General features: G+C 31.4%; 23 protein-coding genes. 19 read left to right on the forward strand and 4 right to left on the reverse strand.

Annotated features, from left to right (window positions below):
• The 8 genes from C3E90_RS02845 to groL form a co-directional block, all read left to right on the forward strand.
• Window positions 1-364 (forward strand): DNA-3-methyladenine glycosylase family protein (locus tag C3E90_RS02845; protein WP_442870552.1); only part of this gene is annotated, 364 nt, incomplete at its 5' end.
• Window positions 365-374: 10 nt separating this feature from the next.
• A complete protein-coding gene (locus C3E90_RS02850; RefSeq protein WP_236914058.1) occupies window positions 375-1,064 on the forward strand; it encodes a response regulator transcription factor in 690 nt (229 codons plus the stop codon).
• Between the two features lie 7 nt (window positions 1,065-1,071).
• On the forward strand, window positions 1,072-2,142 hold the full coding sequence (locus tag C3E90_RS02855; RefSeq protein WP_236914059.1) for a sensor histidine kinase: 1,071 nt from the start codon (window positions 1,072-1,074) through the stop codon (window positions 2,140-2,142).
• 110 nt (window positions 2,143-2,252) lie between these two features.
• Entirely contained in the window at window positions 2,253-3,020 is a 768-nt protein-coding gene (locus tag C3E90_RS02860) for an ABC transporter ATP-binding protein (protein WP_236914061.1), read from the forward strand.
• Window positions 3,007-4,962 carry an FtsX-like permease family protein gene (locus C3E90_RS02865; protein WP_236914063.1) on the forward strand — a complete coding sequence of 652 codons (1,956 nt, stop codon included), beginning with the start codon at window positions 3,007-3,009 and terminating at the stop codon, window positions 4,960-4,962. The genes C3E90_RS02860 and C3E90_RS02865 overlap by 14 nt, the downstream gene beginning before the upstream one ends.
• 108 nt (window positions 4,963-5,070) lie before the next feature.
• Window positions 5,071-5,760 carry a DUF554 domain-containing protein gene (locus C3E90_RS02870; protein ID WP_236914064.1) on the forward strand — a complete coding sequence of 230 codons (690 nt, stop codon included), beginning with the start codon at window positions 5,071-5,073 and terminating at the stop codon, window positions 5,758-5,760.
• Between the two features lie 234 nt (window positions 5,761-5,994).
• A complete protein-coding gene (locus tag C3E90_RS02875; protein ID WP_005584457.1) occupies window positions 5,995-6,276 on the forward strand; it encodes a co-chaperone GroES in 282 nt (93 codons plus the stop codon).
• Window positions 6,277-6,327: 51 nt separating this feature from the next.
• A complete protein-coding gene (gene groL, locus C3E90_RS02880; RefSeq protein ID WP_236914066.1) occupies window positions 6,328-7,959 on the forward strand; it encodes a chaperonin GroEL in 1,632 nt (543 codons plus the stop codon).
• Window positions 7,960-7,999: 40 nt separating this feature from the next.
• Here groL and C3E90_RS02885 read toward each other — a convergent pair whose 3' ends face one another.
• Window positions 8,000-8,626 (reverse strand): DUF6143 family protein, encoded by a 627-nt coding sequence (locus C3E90_RS02885; RefSeq protein ID WP_272879044.1) that lies wholly within the window; start codon window positions 8,624-8,626, stop codon window positions 8,000-8,002.
• Window positions 8,627-8,899: 273 nt separating this feature from the next.
• Between C3E90_RS02885 and C3E90_RS02890 the strand changes: the two genes are divergently transcribed.
• From C3E90_RS02890 to C3E90_RS02935, 11 genes are all read left to right on the forward strand, one after another.
• Entirely contained in the window at window positions 8,900-9,844 is a 945-nt protein-coding gene (locus tag C3E90_RS02890) for an ABC transporter permease (protein ID WP_236914069.1), read from the forward strand.
• 20 nt (window positions 9,845-9,864) lie between these two features.
• Complete coding sequence (locus C3E90_RS02895; protein WP_236914070.1) at window positions 9,865-10,692, forward strand: ABC transporter permease; 828 nt, start codon at window positions 9,865-9,867, stop codon at window positions 10,690-10,692.
• Between the two features lie 46 nt (window positions 10,693-10,738).
• Window positions 10,739-11,731: an ABC transporter ATP-binding protein gene (locus tag C3E90_RS02900; RefSeq protein ID WP_236914071.1), complete on the forward strand. Its 993-nt coding sequence runs from the start codon at window positions 10,739-10,741 to the stop codon at window positions 11,729-11,731.
• Complete coding sequence (locus tag C3E90_RS02905; protein ID WP_272879045.1) at window positions 11,731-12,720, forward strand: ABC transporter ATP-binding protein; 990 nt, start codon at window positions 11,731-11,733, stop codon at window positions 12,718-12,720. Before C3E90_RS02900 ends, C3E90_RS02905 begins: the two co-directional genes overlap by 1 nt.
• Before the next feature lie 35 nt (window positions 12,721-12,755).
• Window positions 12,756-14,405 carry an ABC transporter substrate-binding protein gene (locus C3E90_RS02910; protein ID WP_236914073.1) on the forward strand — a complete coding sequence of 550 codons (1,650 nt, stop codon included), beginning with the start codon at window positions 12,756-12,758 and terminating at the stop codon, window positions 14,403-14,405.
• A gap of 58 nt (window positions 14,406-14,463) precedes the next feature.
• Entirely contained in the window at window positions 14,464-16,500 is a 2,037-nt protein-coding gene (locus tag C3E90_RS02915; RefSeq protein WP_236914074.1) for a molybdopterin-containing oxidoreductase family protein, read from the forward strand.
• A 126-nt stretch (window positions 16,501-16,626) separates the two neighbouring features.
• Window positions 16,627-16,836: a helix-turn-helix transcriptional regulator gene (locus C3E90_RS02920; protein WP_236914075.1), complete on the forward strand. Its 210-nt coding sequence runs from the start codon at window positions 16,627-16,629 to the stop codon at window positions 16,834-16,836.
• Window positions 16,826-16,954, forward strand: a complete 129-nt coding sequence (locus C3E90_RS13215; RefSeq protein WP_272879046.1) for a hypothetical protein — start codon at window positions 16,826-16,828, stop codon at window positions 16,952-16,954. Before C3E90_RS02920 ends, C3E90_RS13215 begins: the two co-directional genes overlap by 11 nt.
• Before the next feature lie 84 nt (window positions 16,955-17,038).
• Entirely contained in the window at window positions 17,039-17,488 is a 450-nt protein-coding gene (locus C3E90_RS02925) for a DUF523 domain-containing protein (RefSeq protein WP_236914077.1), read from the forward strand.
• A gap of 235 nt (window positions 17,489-17,723) precedes the next feature.
• Window positions 17,724-18,266: a flavodoxin domain-containing protein gene (locus tag C3E90_RS02930; RefSeq protein ID WP_236914078.1), complete on the forward strand. Its 543-nt coding sequence runs from the start codon at window positions 17,724-17,726 to the stop codon at window positions 18,264-18,266.
• A 148-nt stretch (window positions 18,267-18,414) separates the two neighbouring features.
• A complete protein-coding gene (locus tag C3E90_RS02935; protein WP_236914079.1) occupies window positions 18,415-18,957 on the forward strand; it encodes an RNA polymerase sigma factor in 543 nt (180 codons plus the stop codon).
• A gap of 73 nt (window positions 18,958-19,030) precedes the next feature.
• On the opposite strand, the gene C3E90_RS02940 is transcribed toward C3E90_RS02935, so the two are convergent.
• From C3E90_RS02940 to C3E90_RS02950, 3 genes are all read right to left on the reverse strand, one after another.
• A complete protein-coding gene (locus tag C3E90_RS02940; protein WP_236914080.1) occupies window positions 19,031-19,279 on the reverse strand; it encodes a hypothetical protein in 249 nt (82 codons plus the stop codon).
• Between the two features lie 119 nt (window positions 19,280-19,398).
• Complete coding sequence (locus C3E90_RS02945) at window positions 19,399-19,710, reverse strand: hypothetical protein (protein WP_236914082.1); 312 nt, start codon at window positions 19,708-19,710, stop codon at window positions 19,399-19,401.
• Window positions 19,711-19,842: 132 nt separating this feature from the next.
• Window positions 19,843-20,396 (reverse strand): DUF1275 family protein (locus C3E90_RS02950; RefSeq protein ID WP_236914084.1); only part of this gene is annotated, 554 nt, incomplete at its 5' end.

Here is a 20,396-nt window from a genome sequence, read left to right on the forward strand (position 1 = left end):
TAAGGTAGGTTATAGGGCTAAATACATTGTGAATACTTCTAAAATGATTAAAAATAAAGAAATAGACTTAGATAAGCTATTCCAACTACCAACGGAAACAGCTAAAGAAATACTAATGAGACTTCCCGGTGTAGGGCCTAAAGTGTCCAACTGTATTTTATTATTTTCCTTAAATAAAAATGAAGCTTTTCCCGTAGACGTATGGGTAAAGAGGGTAATGGAAAATCTATACTTCAAAGAAAATACTAACATTAAAAAGATTTCTGCCTATGCTGAGGAAAACTTTGGTTCCTTAGGAGGATTTGCTCAGCAATATTTATTCTACTATGCAAGGGAATTGGGTATAGGAAGAAAGAAGAGGTAATGGTGATAATATGTATAAAGTTTTTATAATCGAAGATGATGAAAAGATTGTATCTTTAACAAAGGATAAGTTAGAGAGATATGGATATATAGTATCTGCAGCTAGGGATTTTACCAATATAAAAAATGAATTTCTAGAGGCAGATCCCCATTTGGTCCTATTGGATATTAATTTACCTAATTATGATGGATTTTTTTGGTGTAGGGAGATAAGGACTTTATCCAATGTACCTATAATATTTATTTCTGCTAGATTTTCTGACATGGATCAGGTTATGGCCATAGAAAATGGAGGAGATGATTATATTATAAAACCCTTCTCCTTTGATTTATTATTAGCAAAGGTGAAAGGAGTCATAAGAAGAGCCTATGGTGAATATGCAGAAAATAATTCTAAAGATATATATGAAGTAAGTGGACTCTATCTATTTAAAACCCAAAATACTATAGAATGGAAAGGTAAAAAAACTGAACTCAGCAAAAAAGAATTTGCTTTATTATATATTCTCCTATCCAATTTAGAAGATATAGTATCCAGAGAAACCCTTTTAGAAGAACTTTGGGATGATATGGACTTTGTTGATGACAATACTTTATCTGTAAATATTGCTAGACTTAGAAAGAGATTAGAAGATGTAGGAATATATAATAGTATTGAAACCAAAAGAGGTCACGGTTATTCTATGATAAAAACATGGTAGGTGTCATATGAAATTTAAAGATTATTTAAGTGATAGAATTATATACATTATATTTTATTTTATAAATACTTTTCTAGTTATAACAATAATGATGCTAGATTTAATCATTAGAAAAGAACAGCTCAATATTTCGAATATAATCTATGCCTTTTTGCTATCATTTATATTCATTTTTCTATTAGTAGCTATAGATTATTTAAGAAAAAGGAATTTCTACAGAGTCATTAATAGCGGGTTAGAGGATAATAAAGGTTTAGAATATATATTTAATATTCCTGACAATATAAATAAAGAACATAATCTTATAAAATCTTTGTTAGTTAAAAATTATATGGACTATGAGAATACCCTAGATAAATATAGAAGATTAAACAAGATTCAATTGGATTTTAATAATAGATGGATTCACCAGATGAAAACCCCCATCTCTGTAATTAAACTCATACTGGAAAATGAAAAGGATAAAAATATAGATGAGAATACGAAGAAAAGTTACGAGAGTATAGAAGAGGAAATGGACAAACTATCTAGTGGTTTGGAAATGGCATTATATGCTTTAAGGGTAAATGATTTTGAACAGGACTTTATAGTAGAAGAAATAAATGTTTTGGAAGTCGTAAGAAATGTAATCAACGAAAATAAAAATGCCTTTATTGTTAATTCCATATATCCTAAAATAGTTTCAAAGGAAGATAAAAAGGTAAAAAGCGATAAGAAATGGATAAAATTCATAATAAATCAAATTATCTCCAACAGTATTAAATATACTAAAGTGAAGGAGGGCAATGATAAATTTGTAGTTATCAAATATTGGGAAGAAGCTGATAGGACCATACTTTCCATAGAAGACACAGGAATAGGTATACCTAAAAGAGATTTAGATAGGGTATTTAATCCTTTTTTTACTGGAGAAAATGGTAGAAGATATAAGGAGTCAACTGGTATGGGTCTTTACCTTACTAAGGATATAATAGATAGACTAGGTCATGAAATATCTATAGAATCTAAGGAGGGAATAGGGACAAAGGTATATATAGTCTTTTATCATGGGAAAAGTATCTATGATTTGAAATTATAAATCTAACAATATTGTAAGATTTAATATGGATTTGAAAGGGAAATCGATAGAAGGATTTCCCTTGGTTTTTTATAATGGATATATTAGATATGAGTTAGGAGGTATGAAAAGTGTCGGTGTTAGAAACAAAAGGTCTATCAAAAGTATATGGTGGAAAAGGTAAAGGTATATCCGTTAAAGCCTTAGATGATTTTAATATGACAATAAAAGAAGGGGAGTTTGTCGGGGTCATGGGCCCATCTGGCAGTGGTAAAACCACCCTATTAAATATCCTTGCTACCATAGATTCACCAACATCTGGGGAGGTATTAGTAAATGGACAAAACCCATACGGATTAAAAGAAGACCAATTAGCCATATTTAGAAGAAACAATTTAGGTTTTGTATTTCAAGATTTTAATCTGTTGGATACTTTGTCTGTAAAGGAAAATATAATACTCCCTCTAGTATTAGAAGAATTAGAGAGAAAAGAAATTAAAAAAAGAGTAGATGATATAGCGTCTATGCTAAATATAAAAGATATATTGAGTAAAAGAACCTATGAAATATCAGGAGGACAACAGCAAAGGACTGCTTGTGCTAGGGCCTTAATAAATAATCCAGCCATAATATTAGCGGATGAACCTACAGGAAACTTAGATTCAAAGGCCTCCTACGACTTGATGTCATCTTTGGAAAGAATGAATCAGGAAAAGAAAGCAACTATTGTCATGGTTACCCATGATGCTTTTGCTGCAAGCTTTTGTAATAGAATAATAATGATTAAGGATGGTAAGTTTTTCTTAGAATTAGTAAAGAAATCTAATAGACAAGTATTTTTCAAGGAAATATTGGATTCATTATCCCTCCTTGGAGGTGGATATAATGAAACTGTCTAATATGGCTGTAAAAAATGTAAAGGGAAATCTATATAGATATATAATGTATTGTTTAAGCAATGCTTTTGCAGTTACCGCATTTTTTATATTTGCAAACTTTGTATTTCATCCAGCAATAGACATAAAAGCTGCAGAAGGCCATGTGGTTGCAAGAATTGGTGCAGCTAATGGAATGATAATTAGCCAGGTGATAATAGTAATATTCTCCGTATTGTTTGTAGGATATTCTACTTCCATATTTATAAAGTCTAGGGGGAAAGAATTTGGTCTTCTTTCCCTATATGGAATGACTAGAAAACAAATAAAGAAATATGTACTTATAGAAAATACAATTATATCCCTTTTATCTATAGGAACAGGCCTATTAACTGGAATTGTTTTTTCAAAATTATTCTTTATGATAATGGAAGGATTTTTAGATATAGAACTACCTTTTAATATATCCATAAAGGCTTTAGGATTAACTATTATTATCTTTTTTGCATTATTTGAGATCATCAGCTTTTTCATGTTGTTTCAAATAAGAAATAAGGAAATAGTAGAACAATTAAAATCTAGTAAAATACCTAAGACAATATCTAAATTTTCTAAGGTTAAAGCTATATTAGGAGTAGTATTAATTATAATAGGCTATACTACAGCTTGGTTTGTAGAAGGCATTATGGTACCCTTAGCGATGATACCAGTCACTTTGATAGTAATAGTTGGAACCTATTTCCTATTCACTCAGTTTAGCATAGCCGTAGCTAACAAGATATTGGGAAATGAAAAGATACTATATAAGAAAGCGAATTTGGTGGCTTATTCCCAAATGATATTTAAACTTCAAGATACTGCTAAGGTTTTGTTTTTAGCTGCTATATTAGGGGCAATAACTTTTACCGCCACAGGAACTATATTTTCATTCTATACTGAAAGTACTCGTTTCACAGGTTTAAATACTATTCATGATATGGTAATAATGCAAAGAGGAGAAACTTTAGAGGATGAAATAATTGATGATATAGAAGAAATATTAAAAAAAGAGGATATTGAAATAAATACAGTCCACAGATTAAAAGGAGCAGTACTTTCAAATGTAGCAACAGAAGGAGAAGTAGAAGAACAATTTGTTGTAATATCCAATGCAGATTATAATAAAATAGTTACGTCTATAGAAGGGAAGCCAATACAAATTAAAGAAAAGGAAGTGGTATATAGTTTCCCATATAATTCAGATAGAATTATGGTGAAAGATGAGGTTGCCCATGAGGATAGAGAAGCTAATTGGGATGAAATAGCTATAAATATAAATGGAGAGATGATGAAACTTAAACTAGACAAGGAAGTACATGGTAGCATTATGTCATTGCCTAACCTTGGATATTTCCATGGATTGATTTTAAATGATAAGGATTTTGAATTTGTAATCAAAAATACTAAAGAAAAAGATTTAATTATATTTAATGGGTTCAGCCTAGATAATTGGCGTCAATCCTATAAAGCTTCAATGGAAATAGGTAATAAATTAGGGGATAGATATGAGGGAAACTTCTATTCAAAAGTAATACCATATAGGGGAGTGAAAAGTGTTTATGGTTTGATTTTATTTATAGGGTTTTTCATAGCCTTTCTATTCTTCATAGCTTCAGGAAGCATAATATACTTTAAGTTGTTTAACGAAATAAAACAGGATGGAATAGAATATGGTATCTTGAATAAGATAGGGACAACGGAAAAGGAAATAAATAGGATAATAACCAAGCAAATTGGGATTATTTTCTTTCTACCTTTTGTAGTTAGTACATTTCATTCTTTCTTTGCCCTCAAATCCCTTTCAAATCTATTGGAAGGTAGTTTATTTAAAAATGGATTGATAGTCATGTTAGGTTATTCAGTATTTCAAATAATATATTTTATAGTTATAAGGGCAATCTATATAAATAGATTAAAATATAATTAAGAAATAACCTCCGGGTTGTTTCTTAATTTTCTTCTGGCAATATTTTGCAAAATAGTGTATCCTTTATCTATATATAAATTTTTACTTAGGATAAAGGCAGGGGATAGTATGTTAGGAACTATAGTTAATTCTATAGCAATAATATTAGGCAGTTTATTAGGAATAATAATTAAACGAGGAATAAAAGACCAGTATAAAAAAATTATTATGGATGGAGTAGGTCTTACAGTTATAATTATTGGGATAATGGGAGGTGTAAAATCAGAAAATATTATTTTGGCAATCATTAGTATTGCTTTAGGTAGTATAATAGGAGAAATAATAGGAATTGAAAATAAATTAAATAGTTTAGGAAATAGTTTAGAGAAAAAGTTTGGGAAAAATGACTCTAACTTTTCTAAAGGATTTGTAACAGCTTCTTTAGTATATTGTGTAGGTGCTATGGCCATAGTAGGTTCTTTGGAAAGTGGATTATTAGGCAACCATAATACTCTTTTTGCTAAATCCGTATTGGATGGAATATCTTCAATAATATTTGCCTCTACTTTAGGAATTGGTGTAGCCTTTTCATCCATAGCTGTTTTCATATATCAAGGGTTAATTACCTTATTAGCCACATATCTAAAGGACCTTCTAACATCAGAAGTTATATTAGAAATGTCAGCTGTTGGTGGAATCTTAATTATGGCTATAGGAATAAATATATTGGAAATGAAGAAAATAAAGGTGGGGAATATGCTCCCAGCTATATTTATTCCCCTAATGTATTATATTTTAGTATCTATTTTTGGTATGTAGAGGTATATCAAATAGAAATAAAGCAGCAATAATGTACCGAATAGATAATCAATGATAAAAAGAGAAGAATAGAATTAAACATAAAATATGCATGAATACAATGAAATATAAAGGATTTTAGGACTTGATTCTCCTTTTTTAATTAAGTAACATTATAATTGTACATATTAGCACTCAGTAACGGTGAGTGCTAATAAATTGGGAAAAATCATTATAATATAAGGAGGTAGTAATATGAACCTTAAACCATTAGGAGACAGAGTAGTGATAAAATTAGTCGAGGCAGAAGAAAAGACTAAATCAGGTATTGTTTTGCCAAGTTCTGCTAAAGAACAACCACAAATGGCTGAAGTCGTTGCTATAGGTGCAGATATACTTAATGATGAGAAAAAGAAAGACCAAATTAAAGTAAATGATAGGGTAATATTTTCTAAATATGCTGGAACAGAAGTAAAAATAGATGGAGAAGAATATACAATACTTAAATTAAACGATATTTTAGCTGTAGTAGAATAGTTTGAAAAAATTCACAATGGAAAATTAATAAAATAAAGGAGTGTGAATATAATGGCTAAAGAAATTAAATTTGACGAAGCTGCTCGTCGTTCAATGGAAAAAGGAATAAATAAACTAGCTGATACTGTGAAAGTAACTCTTGGACCAAAGGGTAGAAATGTTGTATTAGACAAAAAATTTGGTGCTCCACTTATCACTAATGATGGTGTAACTATAGCACGAGAAATAGAATTAGAAGATAGATATGAAAATATGGGAGCACAACTAGTCAGAGAAGTTGCAACTAAAACTCAAGATGTTGCAGGAGATGGAACTACAACTGCTACATTACTAGCACAAGCTATTATTAGAGAAGGTCTAAAAAATGTTGCAGCTGGTGCTAATCCAATAATACTTCAAAATGGAGTTCGAAAGGCAGTTGACAAAGCAGTAGAAGAAATAAGAAGATTCTCAAAAGAAGTAGAAACAAAAGAATCCATTGCACAAGTTGCTTCCATTTCTGCTGGAGATGAAGAAATAGGCAAATTAATTGCAGAAGCTATGGAAAAAGTAGGTAACGATGGGGTTATTACCGTAGAAGAATCTAGAACTATGGGAACAACTCTAGATGTAGTAGAAGGAATGCAATTTGATAGAGGATATGTATCCCCTTATATGGTTACAGATACAGATAAAATGGTTGCAGAATTAGAAGAACCTTATATTCTAATAACAGATAAGAAGATTTCAAATATTCAAGAGATATTACCAATACTTGAACAAATAGTTCAACAAAGCAGACCATTATTAATTATTGCTGAAGATATTGAAGGAGAAGCATTGGCTACATTAGTAGTAAACAAATTAAGAGGAACATTTAACTGTGTTGCAGTTAAGGCTCCAGGCTTTGGAGATAGAAGAAAAGAAATGCTTCAAGATATAGCAATACTTACTGGCGGTCAAGTGATTACCGAAGAATTAGGTTTAGACTTAAAAGAAGCAACAATTGATATGCTTGGTAAAGCTAGAAGAATTCAAGTTGATAAAGAAAACACAGTAATAGTTGATGGAGAAGGCTCTCAATCAGATATTCAAGATAGAATAAAACAAATTAGAACACAATATGAAGAAAGTGATTCTGAATTCGATAAAGAAAAACTACAAGAAAGATTAGCAAAACTATCAGGCGGAGTTGCAGTAATCGAAGTAGGTGCTGCTACAGAAACTGAACTTAAAGAAAGAAAATTAAGAATAGAAGATGCTTTGGCTGCTACAAGGGCAGCAGTAGAAGAAGGTATGGTACCTGGTGGCGGAACTGTTCTAATAGATTGTATTCCAGAAGTAGCTAAATTATTAGATGAAACTGAAGGAGACGCAAGAACAGGAGTAGACATTATTGTAAGAGCATTAGAAGAACCAGTAAGACAAATAGCTACAAATGCAGGACTTGAAGGTTCTGTTATAGTAGAGAAGGTTAAAGAAAAAGAAGCTGGAATTGGATTTGACGCATTAAATGAAAAATATGTAAACATGATAGAATCAGGAATTGCTGACCCAACTAAGGTAACTCGTTCAGCTTTACAAAATGCTGCTTCCGTTGCATCTATGGTATTAACAACAGAAGCTGCAGTAGTAGATATAGAAGAAGAAGACCCAATGGCTGGCATGGGTGGCGGCATGGGTGGCGGAATGCCAATGATGTAGTATTAATAAAAACCTCTGAGGAAACTCAGAGGTTTTTTTATTACTTATTATTGCAAATGGGTTCTTCCCACCAACCGTAAGCAATTCTCCCGCTAGTTGCTAATTCAGGTGCTTCTGGATTAGACAAAAATATTAAAAAAGAATCACCAGGTGGAAAAATAAATTTTCCCTGTTCATCATCAACAATGGTAGTTTCAGGTTGTCCTCGTCTAACAAAAGCTTTAATACCTCCTATGGGTTCTCCAGATACATTTGTTGCATATTGTAATCTAACTTTTGGAATTGGTAGAGGATATATTGCTAAATTTGAAGGAGTGACAAGGTTTGATTCCTGGGGCATTCCAGGAGGTTCTGTATTAAACCAAATTTGTGCACGAAATGGAGTTTCAGAAACATCACTTACAGTCCAGACTGTTACATGTAAATTCACTCCAGAATTTGGAGGATTAAACAATCTAGCCCAAGTACTTGTTCCTTTACCAAAGGAAAGCTCATCAGCATAACCTACGAAATATTTTCCCTCTAAAGATTTTGCTAAATTTATCGGTACAGCAACTTGGTATTCCATAGTAGGTTTATAAATTGAAGGATTAGGAAAATCATAATGTGGGAAACATGCACAAGATCTATAATAGCTAAGTTTATTTAAATTTATACTATTATCCATGAATCATTACTCCTTTACATTGGGTTTAGTTCATTATATGTCTAATAATATAATTGTGTGTAATGGTAAGTTGAACCTCTTAAAATTACTTGATGATAAGGGTATAGATAATTATTATATTATAACGGTCATAAATCAATAATATTAATTGGACAAGTTAAATGGGAAAGCCTATACTATGGAATTGGACATGGATAAAAAATAAACAAACTTTAGTATAGAAATATTTACATAGTTTTCTTATACAGAAGCCTATATTAGGAGGAATAATATTTGCTTAAATATATTATCAAAAGAATTATTCTACTTGGTCCAATAATTGTTATTGTTGCAGTTATTGCTTTTTTAATTACAAATATAATGCCAGGAAATCCGGTACGGGTAATACTAGGAAACTTTGCAACAGAAGAGCAAGTTGCAGAGTTGACCAGTCAGTTAGGATTAGATAAACCTTTGCATATTCGATTTGGTATATGGATATCAAATATTGTTAAAGGGGATCTTGGGGATTCATTATTTTTGAATATGTCTGTTAAAGATGCAATTCTTAGCAGAATAGAACCTACATTTTTACTTGCAATAATTGGGCAATCTTTAGGTATATTAATAGGCATACCTTTAGGAATAATATCTGCAGTTAAACATAGAACATGGATTGATCAATCTGCAATAGCTATTTCATTAGCAGGAGTATCAATTCCAAGTTTTTGGTTGTCTCAAATACTTATATTAGTTTTTGGTGTTAAGTTACGATGGTTTCCTGTATGTGGATATAAACCAGTGGCGGAAGTTGGTATCAAAGTAATAAAGTATTTAATATTGCCTGGTCTAACTTTAGGATTTATGCAAAGCGGATTGATTGCAAGAATGACAAGGAGTACTATGTTGGATGTATTAAAACAGGATTATATAAGAACGGCTAGAAATAAAGGACTTTCTGAAACCGTTGTTATTGTAAGGCATGCTCTAAAAAATTCATTAATTCCTATAATTACAGTAACAGGATTTAGCCTAGCAGTATTATTGGGAGGTACTTGGATTGTCGAAACTGTATTTGCTATTCCAGGTACTGGTTCTTTGGCAATAGATGCTATTATGAGACGTGATTATCCTGTGATTCAAGGGTCTATGATATTTATTTCATTAGTATATGTAATAGTTAATTTAATTGTGGATATTAGTTATGCTTTCATCAATCCAAAGATTAAATATAAATAATAGATAAGGAAAGTGAAAATATGAAACAAATATTAATGAAAATAAGAAGGCATCCTTATATAGTAGTTGGGGGTATATTAGTCGCTATGGCTATACTAGTAGCATTATTGGCCCCTATTTTAACCAAATATGATCCAATAAAGACAGACCCAAATAATAGATTGATCCCTCCATCTCCAATTAATCCTATGGGCACTGATGAATACGGAAGAGATGTAATGACTAGAGTCTTTTATGGAATAAGAATATCTTTAGAAGTTGGGATTTCAGTAGTACTTTTCACTACTATAATAGGTATTATTGTAGGAGTAATAGCTGGATATTATCCAAGAGTTGATAATATAATAATGAGATTATTAGATGGTCTTATGGCCTTTCCAGGAATTATAATTGCTATTTGCTTAGCAGCTATATGGGGGGCGGGAAAATTTAATATTATTTTAGCATTATCTTTTTCGTATTTCCCTTCAATGGCTAGAATAGTCCGTAGTTGTGTAATAACGGTTAAAGAATGGGATTGTGTAGAAGCTGCTAAGGCAGCTGGAGCTAAGGATAAACATATAATTTCCAAATACATATTATCTAATTCTCTTTCACCAATAATTGTACAAGCTACATTTAACTTTGCAATAGCTATATTAGACGAGGCAGCTTTAAGCTTTTTAGGGATAGGCATTGAACCTCCTACACCAAGTTTAGGTGGAATGATTACTGAGGCAAGAACTTATATGGCGGTAGCCCCTTGGGAAATGATCTTTCCTGGACTTGTAATAATATTAATCGTTTTAGGTTTAAACCTTTTAGGTGATGGTATAAGGGATTTACTAGACCCTAGATTAAAGGGTTAATTTTGGAAAATCTTATTTATTGACAAGTAAAGAAAAGAGGAATTACATGGAAGATAGATTACTTGAAGTAAAGGAACTTAGAACTTATTTTTATACTAGAGATGGAGAGATCCCAGCTGTAGATGGTGTTAGCTTTCATATAAATAAAGGTGAGACAGTAGCTTTAGTAGGTGAGTCAGGAAGTGGAAAAAGCATTACAGCCCTTAGTATAATGAAATCTATACCTACTCCCCCTGGGAAAATTGTATCTGGACAAATTATATTTGAAGGTAAGGATATATTAAAAAACTCTGAGAAAGAAATGAGAAAGATTAGGGGTAATCAAATTTCAATGATATATCAAGAACCTATGACTTCTCTTAATCCTGTATATACCATAGGTACACAAATTAGTGAAACTATGGAGGTTCATCAAAATTTAACAAAGAAGGAAGGTATGATGAAGGCTGTAGAATTATTAAGGCTTGTTGGTATACCTTATCCTGAAAAAAGGGCCAATGAATATCCTCATCAAATGTCAGGAGGAATGCGGCAGCGTGTAATGATTGCTATGGCACTATCATGTAATCCAAAACTATTAATTGCAGATGAACCTACAACTGCTTTAGATGTTACTATACAGGCCCAGATACTTGAAATAATGAAAAAACTAAAAAAACAAATAGCCATGGGAATTTTTATGATTACTCACGATTTAGGTGTTGTAGCTGAAATGTGTGAAAGGGTTATAGTTATGTATGGAGGAAAAGTTGTTGAATCAGCTAATGTTATAGACCTATTTAAATCTCCTATGCATCCTTACACTCAAGGACTATTAGATTCTATTCCAAGTTTAACAAAATCACAGGAAAGACTTAGTGTAATTAAAGGTTCTGTTCCTAGGCCAACAGAATTACCTGCTGGATGTAGATTCCATCCAAGGTGTAAATTTACTAAAAAAGTCTGTACCATATATGAACCTCCATTGAAAGAACTTGAAGGGAATAGATGTTTTAGCTGTTGGATAGGTTCTAAGGAGTACGGAAGTGAGGAAATATAATGATAAGTCAAGGAAATAATGACCTAATATTAGAAGTCAATAATTTAACTAAGCATTTTCCAATTTCTAATGGGATATTTTGTAGAACTAAGAACTATTTAAAAGCGGTTGATGGTGTTAGTTTTAATATAAGGAAAGGAGAAACCTTAGGAATAGTTGGAGAATCTGGTTGTGGTAAGTCAACAATGGCTAGAGTTATTCTAAGATTAATAGAACCTAATGGTGGGAAAGTAATTTTTGATGAAAAAAACATTTATAATATGTCTAAGGATGATATTAGAAGCTTAAGAAAGGATATGCAGATTATTTTTCAAGATCCTTTTGCCTCATTAAATCCTAGAATGAAAGTTAGAGAATTGATAGAAGAACCCTTAATGTTTCACAGAATTGGAAGTAAAGGAGAAAGAATTAATAAGGTAAATAGATTAATTCAAATGGTAGGGCTGGATGAATATCACTTAAAAAAGTACCCCCATGAGTTTTCTGGAGGACAAAGACAGAGAATATCTATAGCTAGAGCTCTTATTACAAATCCAAAATTTGTGGTGTGTGATGAGCCAGTCTCAGCATTAGATGTATCTATTCAAAGCCAGATTATTAATTTATTAAAGGATTTACAAAAGGAATTTGCTCTTACTTATATGTTTATATCCCATGATTTATCTGTTGTTAAACATATAAGTGATAGAGTAGGTGTTATGTATTTAGGCAAGATAGTTGAATTAGCATCAAAAGATGAACTTTTTAATAATCCAAAGCACCCTTATACAAAAGCGCTATTATCTGCAATACCGGTTCCAGACCCCGAGTTTCTGAGAGAGAGGATAATTCTAAAAGGGGATACTCCTAATCCAATTGATTTACCAAAAGGATGTAGGTTTAGTTCTAGATGCCCTTATAAGATGGATATTTGTACCATAGAAGAACCAGAATTAATAGATGATAGAAATGAACATTATGTTTCATGTCACTTAAAGCTTTCTAAGTGAATGCTTTTAATATAAAATTTAAAGGAGGAAATTAAATGAAGAAGATATCCAAGTTATTAGTAGGCATCTTAATTATTGCTATGCTTTCTACAGTATTAGCCGGATGCTCATCTAAACGAGAAAGTAACCAAGAAACAAAAAAAGAAAATGAACAAAATGTAGGTGAAGAAAAGACTGATGAAGATAGTCGCTATGGTGGCACAATAGTTGTGGCTCAAAAAATGCCACCAGCAGTTTTAGACAGTGATAAATCAACAGACTGGGTTATTTCATCAATAATGAGTCATGTATATGAAGGGCTTTTCGAATTTGACAAGAATTTTGAAGCTAAGCCTCATTTAGCGGAAAGTTATGATATATCAGATGATGGTAAAACTTATAATGTAAAATTGAGAGAAGGAGTATTATTCCATAATGATAAGGAAATGACCTCAGAGGATGTATTAGCATCCTTTGAAAGATGGCTAGAAAACAATGATGCAGGAGGTATGATTTCACCATATCTTGATAAGGCTGAAGCAAAGGGACCCTATGAAATAGTTTTTAAGTTTAATGAGCCTTATGCACCTTTTATAAATATTTTAGCTTCTCATGTTTCAAACCAAAAGATGGTAGTGAGACCAAAAGAAATCATTGAAAAGTTTGGAGCTGATCCAATAACTGAACATATTGGCACTGGACCATATAAGTTTGTTGAGTGGGTAGGAGACCAATATGTTAAATTAACTAGGTTCGATGATTATGTACCAAGCAAATTACCTGCTTCTATGCTTTCGGGAGAAAGAATTGCTTATGCAGATAATATTATAATTAAATTTATAAAAGAGCAATCCGTTAGAATTGCAGGAGTACAAACTGGGGAGTTTCATTTTGCAGAAGATGCACCTCAAGATCAATATGAACTTTTAAAGGACAATCCCGATGTTGAAACAGTTATAGTAAAACCAGACGGAATGGAAATGCTTATTTTAAATTGTGGAACAGCTCCTTTTGATAATATCTATGCTAGACAAGCATTAGTTCACTCTATTGATATGGAAGAGTTAGGCAAGGCAATGGTTGGTAATGATGATTTTTGGGACTTAGAAGCTTGTTTACATCCTAAAGGAAATATTTGGTACGATGAAAATGCAGGACAAGGAATATATAATAATTATGATTTAGAAAAAGCTAAAGAACTACTTAAAAAAGCTGGATATGATGGTTCACCTATTGTTATCCTAAGTAATCAAGAGGATACGGTGGAAAGACAAGGCTCAATAGCATTAAAAGATCAATTGGAGAGAGTTGGCTTTAAAGTAGAATTACAATTATTTGATAGACCAACTGTAGTTGATAAACGTGCCAATAAAGAAGGATGGAATATTCATTTTTCTTACTTCTACAAATCAGTTCCAGATCCACAAGTACAAGCTGGATGGACTGGAACAAACAAATGGATATCTAACTGGGACGACGAATATTCAAAGAAAATGGATGATATCTTTAGTAGAATGATGAAAGAAACAGATTTTGAAAAGAGATTTGAAATTGTAAAGGAATTTTATAACTACACATGGGAAACTGTACCATATATCAATACTGTAGACTATAGTAGATTACATGTTTTAAATAAAAATCTTAAGAACTATGACAATGGTTGTCAACCTTTCTTCTGGAATACATGGTTAGAAGAAGATAAATAATATAAGTGAGGGAATCATATTAATATGATTCCCTCAAGTCGTTGAAAGGAGAAACGAAATGAAGGAAATAATAACTACGTATTGTCGTATGTGCTTAGAAGAATGTTGTATAGACGTGCATGTAGAAGATGGAAAAATGGTAGATATTAAAGGAAATAAAGACCATCCCTGGAATGAAGGTAGAATATGTATTAAAGGCAAGGCTGCAATAGACTGGGCATATTCACCAGATAGAATAAAAAAGCCATTAAAGAAAACTTGTAATGGATGGGAAGAAATATCCTTAACTAAAGCTTTAGACGAAATTACACAAAAAATGAGCAATTTAAAGGGAAAATATGGTTCTAAATCCATAGGCTTTTGGAAGGGAGAAGCTATAGGATTCGGGCAGCAAGAACAGTATATCAGAAGGTTTTGTCATGCTTATGGAACACCAAATTATTTTTCTTGTGATTCCTTGTGTTTTGCTTCAACCTATATAGGATATGCCTTAGTGGAAGGAGCAAAGCCAATAGGAGATTTTATCAATTCTAAATATATAATTATCTGGGGAACGAACCCTATATACACTCATATAAATATGGCTGCAGATATTAGAAAGGCAAGACGAAATGGAGCTAAGGTGGTTGTTATTGATCCAAGAAAGACTAAAACTGCTCTAGAGGCTGATTTGCATATCAAGATAAAGCCAGGAACAGATGGTGCTTTTGCATTAGGCATCATAAATATCATTATTGAAAATAATTGGTATGATAAGGAGTTTGTTGAGGGATATACTATAGGCTTTAATAAGCTAAAAGAGTACTCTAAAATTTTTAATCCTGATTATGTTGAAAGTATAACTGGCATATCTAAAGAGGCTCAGTTTACTCTAGCCTATGATATTTTTTATAATTCTCCAAAGGTTATAAACCATATAGGAAATGGGATTGAACATCATGAAAATGGAGTGAATAGCATTAGAGCAATTGCCTCAATTGGAGCAATATGTGGATGTATAGATAAACCAGGGGGAGAAATAATGGTAGATGGGCCAGGTTTACCTTCCTTAACTTTATACGATGAACTACCTCTCAAAGAAATTCAACCTATTGGAACAAGGGAGTTTCCAGTGATTTATAAATTTCGTCAAGAATGTAATACAATGATGGGAATGGAGGCAATTCTAAAGGGAGATCCATATTTTATTAAGGGGATGATTATTACTGCAGCAAACCCAGCAGTGACAAATCCTAATTCTATAAAAGTTAAAAAAGCTCTAGAGAGTTTAGAATTGTTAGTAGTAAGAGACTTGTTTATGACAGAAACTGCAAAGTTGGCAGACTATATACTCCCAGCAGCTTCGTTTTTTGAAAGAAATGAAATTGTACTCCATTCAAATATTAATAGAGTAGGTCTTAGAAAGAAAATATTTGAGTATAAGGATTGCCAAGATGAATATGGATTTTTGGAGAGTTTATCGAAAAGAGTTGGAATTAAAGGATATTTCCCTTGGAATAGCGAAGAAGAATTGAATTCATGGCTTTTAGAAAAAAGAGGAATATCCTACAAAGAATTACAAGAATCCAAAATCGGAATTCAATATGGGAATATAAAATACAAAAAATATGAAAAGAAACCATTCAATACCCCATCAGGAAAAGTAGAACTTGTATCGAAAACTTTAAAGAATTTTGGATATAGTGAGCTTCCTGAGTTTAAATCACCTTCCTACAAAGATATATCAAATAAGGATTACCCTTATATATTGATTACTGGTGCAAGAAAAGTGCACCATGTTCATTCAAGAAACGATACCATGCCTATTTATATAAAGGATAAAACATGCCCAGAGGTTGAAATACATCCAACAGATGGAGAGAAACTAGGGGTTAAGAATGGGGATATTGTAATTGTAACTAGCGAAATAGGGAGTATAGAAATTCCTGTTAGAATTGTTGGTAAAGAGGATATATTGCCTGGAGTTATACAAATTAGCCATGGTTGGAAGGATAAAAATGTGAACTTAATAACTTCAGATTTATTAAATGACCCTATTAGTGGATTTTCATCTTTAAGGTCTTTAGCTGTGAATATTAGAGGGAAAATTGAATGATAATCAAATACATCATTTCACTACGTTTGGAAGAAACTATAGGACGTAAAGCTTACTTGACAAAAACTATAAAAAGTAATATTATATATGTAAAGTGACCTTTACGCACAGAGGTGATCTAATTATATGAAAAATCGTTTAAGAGAGATTCGTATATCAAAAGGCCTTAGTCAAGAGGAATTGGCAGAGACACTTGAAGTCTCTAGGCAGACTATTAGTTCCTTAGAAAATGGCCGATATAATCCTTCAATCCTTCTGGCATTTAAAATAGCCCGTTTCTTTGGAATGAGTATAGAAGATATTTTTATATATGAGGGGGATGAAAATGGAAGATAAATTGCAGAAGAGAAAGGTTAAAAGATTTATTTTTACTTTATTTTGTTTAATCTTAGGTGGAATTATATATAGTTTATTATTTGACAATAGAGATGGAGTTTCCAAATTTATATTTTAATGAAACAGGTCATACTCATTATCCTATTATCTAAACCAAGGATTAATTTAAAATACTAAACTATGGAAGAGGAGATAAGCGAAAATGAACATATTAATAAGTGCTTGTTTATTAGGAATTGACTGTAGATATGATGGAACAGGATTTTTTATTGAAAAACTCCATGCATTAAAAGATAAATACCACTTAATTCCCGTATGCCCTGAAATATTTGGTGGATTAAAAACCCCAAGAAATCCTGCAGAAATAATAGGGGATAGGGTAATTACTAAAAATGGTGAAGATGTAACTAAAAATTATCAAAAAGGAGCTAATGAGGTATTGAAACTTGCTAAATTCTACGACTGTAAATTGGCAATTTTAAAAGAACGAAGTCCTTCCTGTGGATATGGAGAAATTTATGATGGAACATTTTCTGGTACAGTCATAAATGGTAATGGAGTCACTGCAGAATTATTGATTGAAAATGGGATAAAAGTTATAGGTGAATCCCAAATAAATGGGACAATGGGGACGGTTCTCTTGTCTTATTAATCCTATGAGTAAGAAGGTCTTAATTCTGATAATTATACTAGCGGTCACTGGGATAATAGGGGTAGGGTGGCAGATTATAAGTGGTAATATAGTTAAGGAAGCCAATCAGGTGGTTATTTCTTTTGTAGATTTATCTAATATAGAAGATGGATCCTATACAGGAGAATATACACTTTCGCCTGTAAAGGCAGTAGAAAATGCCTTAAGTCAATAAAATAAAGAAAGGATAGTTAATATGGATAAAATAGCAGTAGTATATAGGTCCAAATATGGCAGTACTAAAAAATATGCTCAGTGGATAGCTGAAGAAGCAAGAGCAGATTTATATGAGTGTTCTCAGGTAGATATTAATAAATTAATGGAATACCATACTATTATCTATGGCGGCGGACTATATGCAAGTGGAATTGCTGGAGTGCCTATTATAACCAAAAACTATAATCTTCTAAAAGATAAAAGAATAGTAGTTTTTACAGTGGGATTGGCCTCTACAGATGATGAGGAAATCTTTACTCCAATTATTAAAAAAAACTTTCCATCAGAAGAAATGAGAGAGAATATAAAATTTTTCCATTTAAGAGGTGGTATTGATTATAAGAAATTAGGAATTGTACATAAATCTATGATGGCAATGCTTAAAACTATGATTTCTAGGAAGGATACTAATGAATTATCCGATGATGACAAGGAATTGTTAGCTACATATGGGGGAAAAGTAGATTTTACGGATAAAAATACTATAAAACCTTTAATATCATTTTTAATGGATAAAAATTGAAGTTGAAATAACATACCATATGCCTAAATATATAATATAAATCAAGCTCTGTAGTTTTACAGGGCTTTTATTATTATTTATGGTAAATATAAAATAAATGAACCTTTTGAGTGATACAATACTCTTATATATAGATAGGGGTGAGAAGGTGGAAATAAAATCATTAATTAAACGAGCAAAAAAGGGTGACAAGGAAGCATTGCTACAGCTTGTTATGAATCAAAAAAATGATTACTATAAATTAGCCTATATATATATGAAAAACGAAGAGGATGCACTAGATGTAATTCAAGATATGATAGTCATCCTATATGAGAATATACACAAATTGAAAAAAGATGATTCCTTTGATGGCAACTATGATGTTAATAAAGTAGTAGAACTTAACAAAGGTGATATTAGAAAGAACATCAATATCCTTGAACAGGATATAATTATCAACAAGATCTATGAATCTGAAGGGAATACCTATATTAATATTACTACAGATGAAAACTTAACATTGAGTAAAGTATTATTAGATATAGATGGGGAAAAAGTAAAACCAGAAAAAACAATCCCAGGTGATTATGAAAAAACAAAACATACTAGGACTATTGAATTTAGGGGAACAGGAGAAAAATTAAGCTTGGAAATTGAAAGTATTAGATATAATAAAGAATATGATAAGTTAATATATAGTTATGAATAATCGTAACCACAAGCCTATATATTTAGGTTTGTGGTTTTTTATCCATAATAATATTAATTTTCAAATTTCTTGATTAATCATAGGTTTCATCATTGTCCATATATAACTCTACTCCCATTTTTATCCGTTCATCTGTTAACATAAAGGCCATAACTATATTATTAATCAATCTATTGGTTTTTTTAAATTCCTCACTATCAATATGGGTTTTAGACAATTTTTTAATCCTTTTTACTTCTACTTTAAGTATTTCAACTAAGGCCTCTTCAAAATTAATAGTAGTTTTTATTAATTGCTCGCCAATTAACTTTTTATTACTCATAGCTTCACACTCCATTAAAAAACCTATTAATATAGTCCCTTATATTCTAAATTACTAATTCAATTCATTTTAAAAAGGCCTTGTTGTGAACAACAAGGTCTTTTTAACATAGAAATCAACTAGCAATCTTTACAATCTTTATGGTTTTTATCCATTAATTCAAGAATATTATCGAATTTAAATTCTAATAATATTTCCTTTTTAATGACATTTTTTAATGTTTTATCAACACTTTTGTTTATCGATAGTATGTCATGCATTTTGCCATGACCTGAAGATTTTATGAATTCCTGAAGTTTTTCTGCTTCAGCATTCATAATATGGGCAAGACTTAACTCTTCAAGGGCAATAGATGCAAGTAATAATTTAATAGTTTCCTCTAGAGTAATTTCAATTTTAGGTTTAATATCTGGTATTGTAGGCATACTCATATAAACTTCCCCTTTTCTGTAATACATTATTATGATATTTTTTCATTAGTGTGAATGTTTTTTTGAAAATAATTTTGGGACAAGGAGAACCGTCCCCGATGTCCCATTTTTAGCTTACCCGATGTCCCATTTTTAGCGTACTTTACTTTTTTGCAATTCGCTTAAAAGAGGAATATTCAATATTACCCTTTGAATAATACCAGTGAAAATAATAATTAAAGCTGGATAAACTAACGTTGTAGAGATATTTATTACATTTCTATTAACCATATGTACTAAATTAAAACCAATAATTGAACCTAAGGGAAATCCAATCCAACGCAAAAGCCAAAATTTAACAGTGTTCCAGTTACCTTTAGCAATGTTTATTCCAATATCTGTAGCTGGACCAGTTAAATGAGTGGTACGATTAATTGGTGTTAAGCTTGTAGCAGCATTTTGACCTCCCATAGCCATTGGAATAATAATTGTAGAAATAGTTATACCATTCCAATTAGTGAAATAAGCTGCTATGATGATAAGTACACCTGTAAAACATAATCCTCCAGTTAACCCAAATTGGTAGTGTAAAATAATTTGTGCTTTTGGGAAATAAAATTCTCTTTTCTGGCAAGAATCTAAATAAGACCAAAACCAGAAAGGAGAATTTTTTATGGCAACTTTACCAAAGGAAGTTTTAAGAAATA

Source organism: Clostridium sp. Cult2, assembly GCF_021655075.1.
Lineage (GTDB): Bacteria > Bacillota > Clostridia > Tissierellales > Tepidimicrobiaceae > Schnuerera.

What these genes read in the sequence shown, in the direction of transcription:
- C3E90_RS02850 (WP_236914058.1), top strand. Translation starts at nt 375, where the DNA reads ATGTATAAAGTTTTTATAATCGAAGATGATGAAAAGATTGTATCTTTA.
- C3E90_RS02855 (WP_236914059.1), top strand. Translation starts at nt 1,072, where the DNA reads ATGAAATTTAAAGATTATTTAAGTGATAGAATTATATACATTATATTT.
- C3E90_RS02865 (WP_236914063.1), top strand. Translation starts at nt 3,007, where the DNA reads ATGAAACTGTCTAATATGGCTGTAAAAAATGTAAAGGGAAATCTATAT.
- C3E90_RS02870 (WP_236914064.1), top strand. Translation starts at nt 5,071, where the DNA reads ATGTTAGGAACTATAGTTAATTCTATAGCAATAATATTAGGCAGTTTA.
- C3E90_RS02875 (WP_005584457.1), top strand. Translation starts at nt 5,995, where the DNA reads ATGAACCTTAAACCATTAGGAGACAGAGTAGTGATAAAATTAGTCGAG.
- groL (WP_236914066.1), top strand. Translation starts at nt 6,328, where the DNA reads ATGGCTAAAGAAATTAAATTTGACGAAGCTGCTCGTCGTTCAATGGAA.
- C3E90_RS02885 (WP_272879044.1), bottom strand. Translation starts at nt 8,626, where the DNA reads ATGGATAATAGTATAAATTTAAATAAACTTAGCTATTATAGATCTTGT.
- C3E90_RS02895 (WP_236914070.1), top strand. Translation starts at nt 9,865, where the DNA reads ATGAAACAAATATTAATGAAAATAAGAAGGCATCCTTATATAGTAGTT.
- C3E90_RS02900 (WP_236914071.1), top strand. Translation starts at nt 10,739, where the DNA reads ATGGAAGATAGATTACTTGAAGTAAAGGAACTTAGAACTTATTTTTAT.
- C3E90_RS02905 (WP_272879045.1), top strand. Translation starts at nt 11,731, where the DNA reads ATGATAAGTCAAGGAAATAATGACCTAATATTAGAAGTCAATAATTTA.
- C3E90_RS02910 (WP_236914073.1), top strand. Translation starts at nt 12,756, where the DNA reads ATGAAGAAGATATCCAAGTTATTAGTAGGCATCTTAATTATTGCTATG.
- C3E90_RS02915 (WP_236914074.1), top strand. Translation starts at nt 14,464, where the DNA reads ATGAAGGAAATAATAACTACGTATTGTCGTATGTGCTTAGAAGAATGT.
- C3E90_RS02920 (WP_236914075.1), top strand. Translation starts at nt 16,627, where the DNA reads ATGAAAAATCGTTTAAGAGAGATTCGTATATCAAAAGGCCTTAGTCAA.
- C3E90_RS13215 (WP_272879046.1), top strand. Translation starts at nt 16,826, where the DNA reads ATGGAAGATAAATTGCAGAAGAGAAAGGTTAAAAGATTTATTTTTACT.
- C3E90_RS02925 (WP_236914077.1), top strand. Translation starts at nt 17,039, where the DNA reads ATGAACATATTAATAAGTGCTTGTTTATTAGGAATTGACTGTAGATAT.
- C3E90_RS02930 (WP_236914078.1), top strand. Translation starts at nt 17,724, where the DNA reads ATGGATAAAATAGCAGTAGTATATAGGTCCAAATATGGCAGTACTAAA.
- C3E90_RS02940 (WP_236914080.1), bottom strand. Translation starts at nt 19,279, where the DNA reads ATGAGTAATAAAAAGTTAATTGGCGAGCAATTAATAAAAACTACTATT.
- C3E90_RS02945 (WP_236914082.1), bottom strand. Translation starts at nt 19,710, where the DNA reads ATGAGTATGCCTACAATACCAGATATTAAACCTAAAATTGAAATTACT.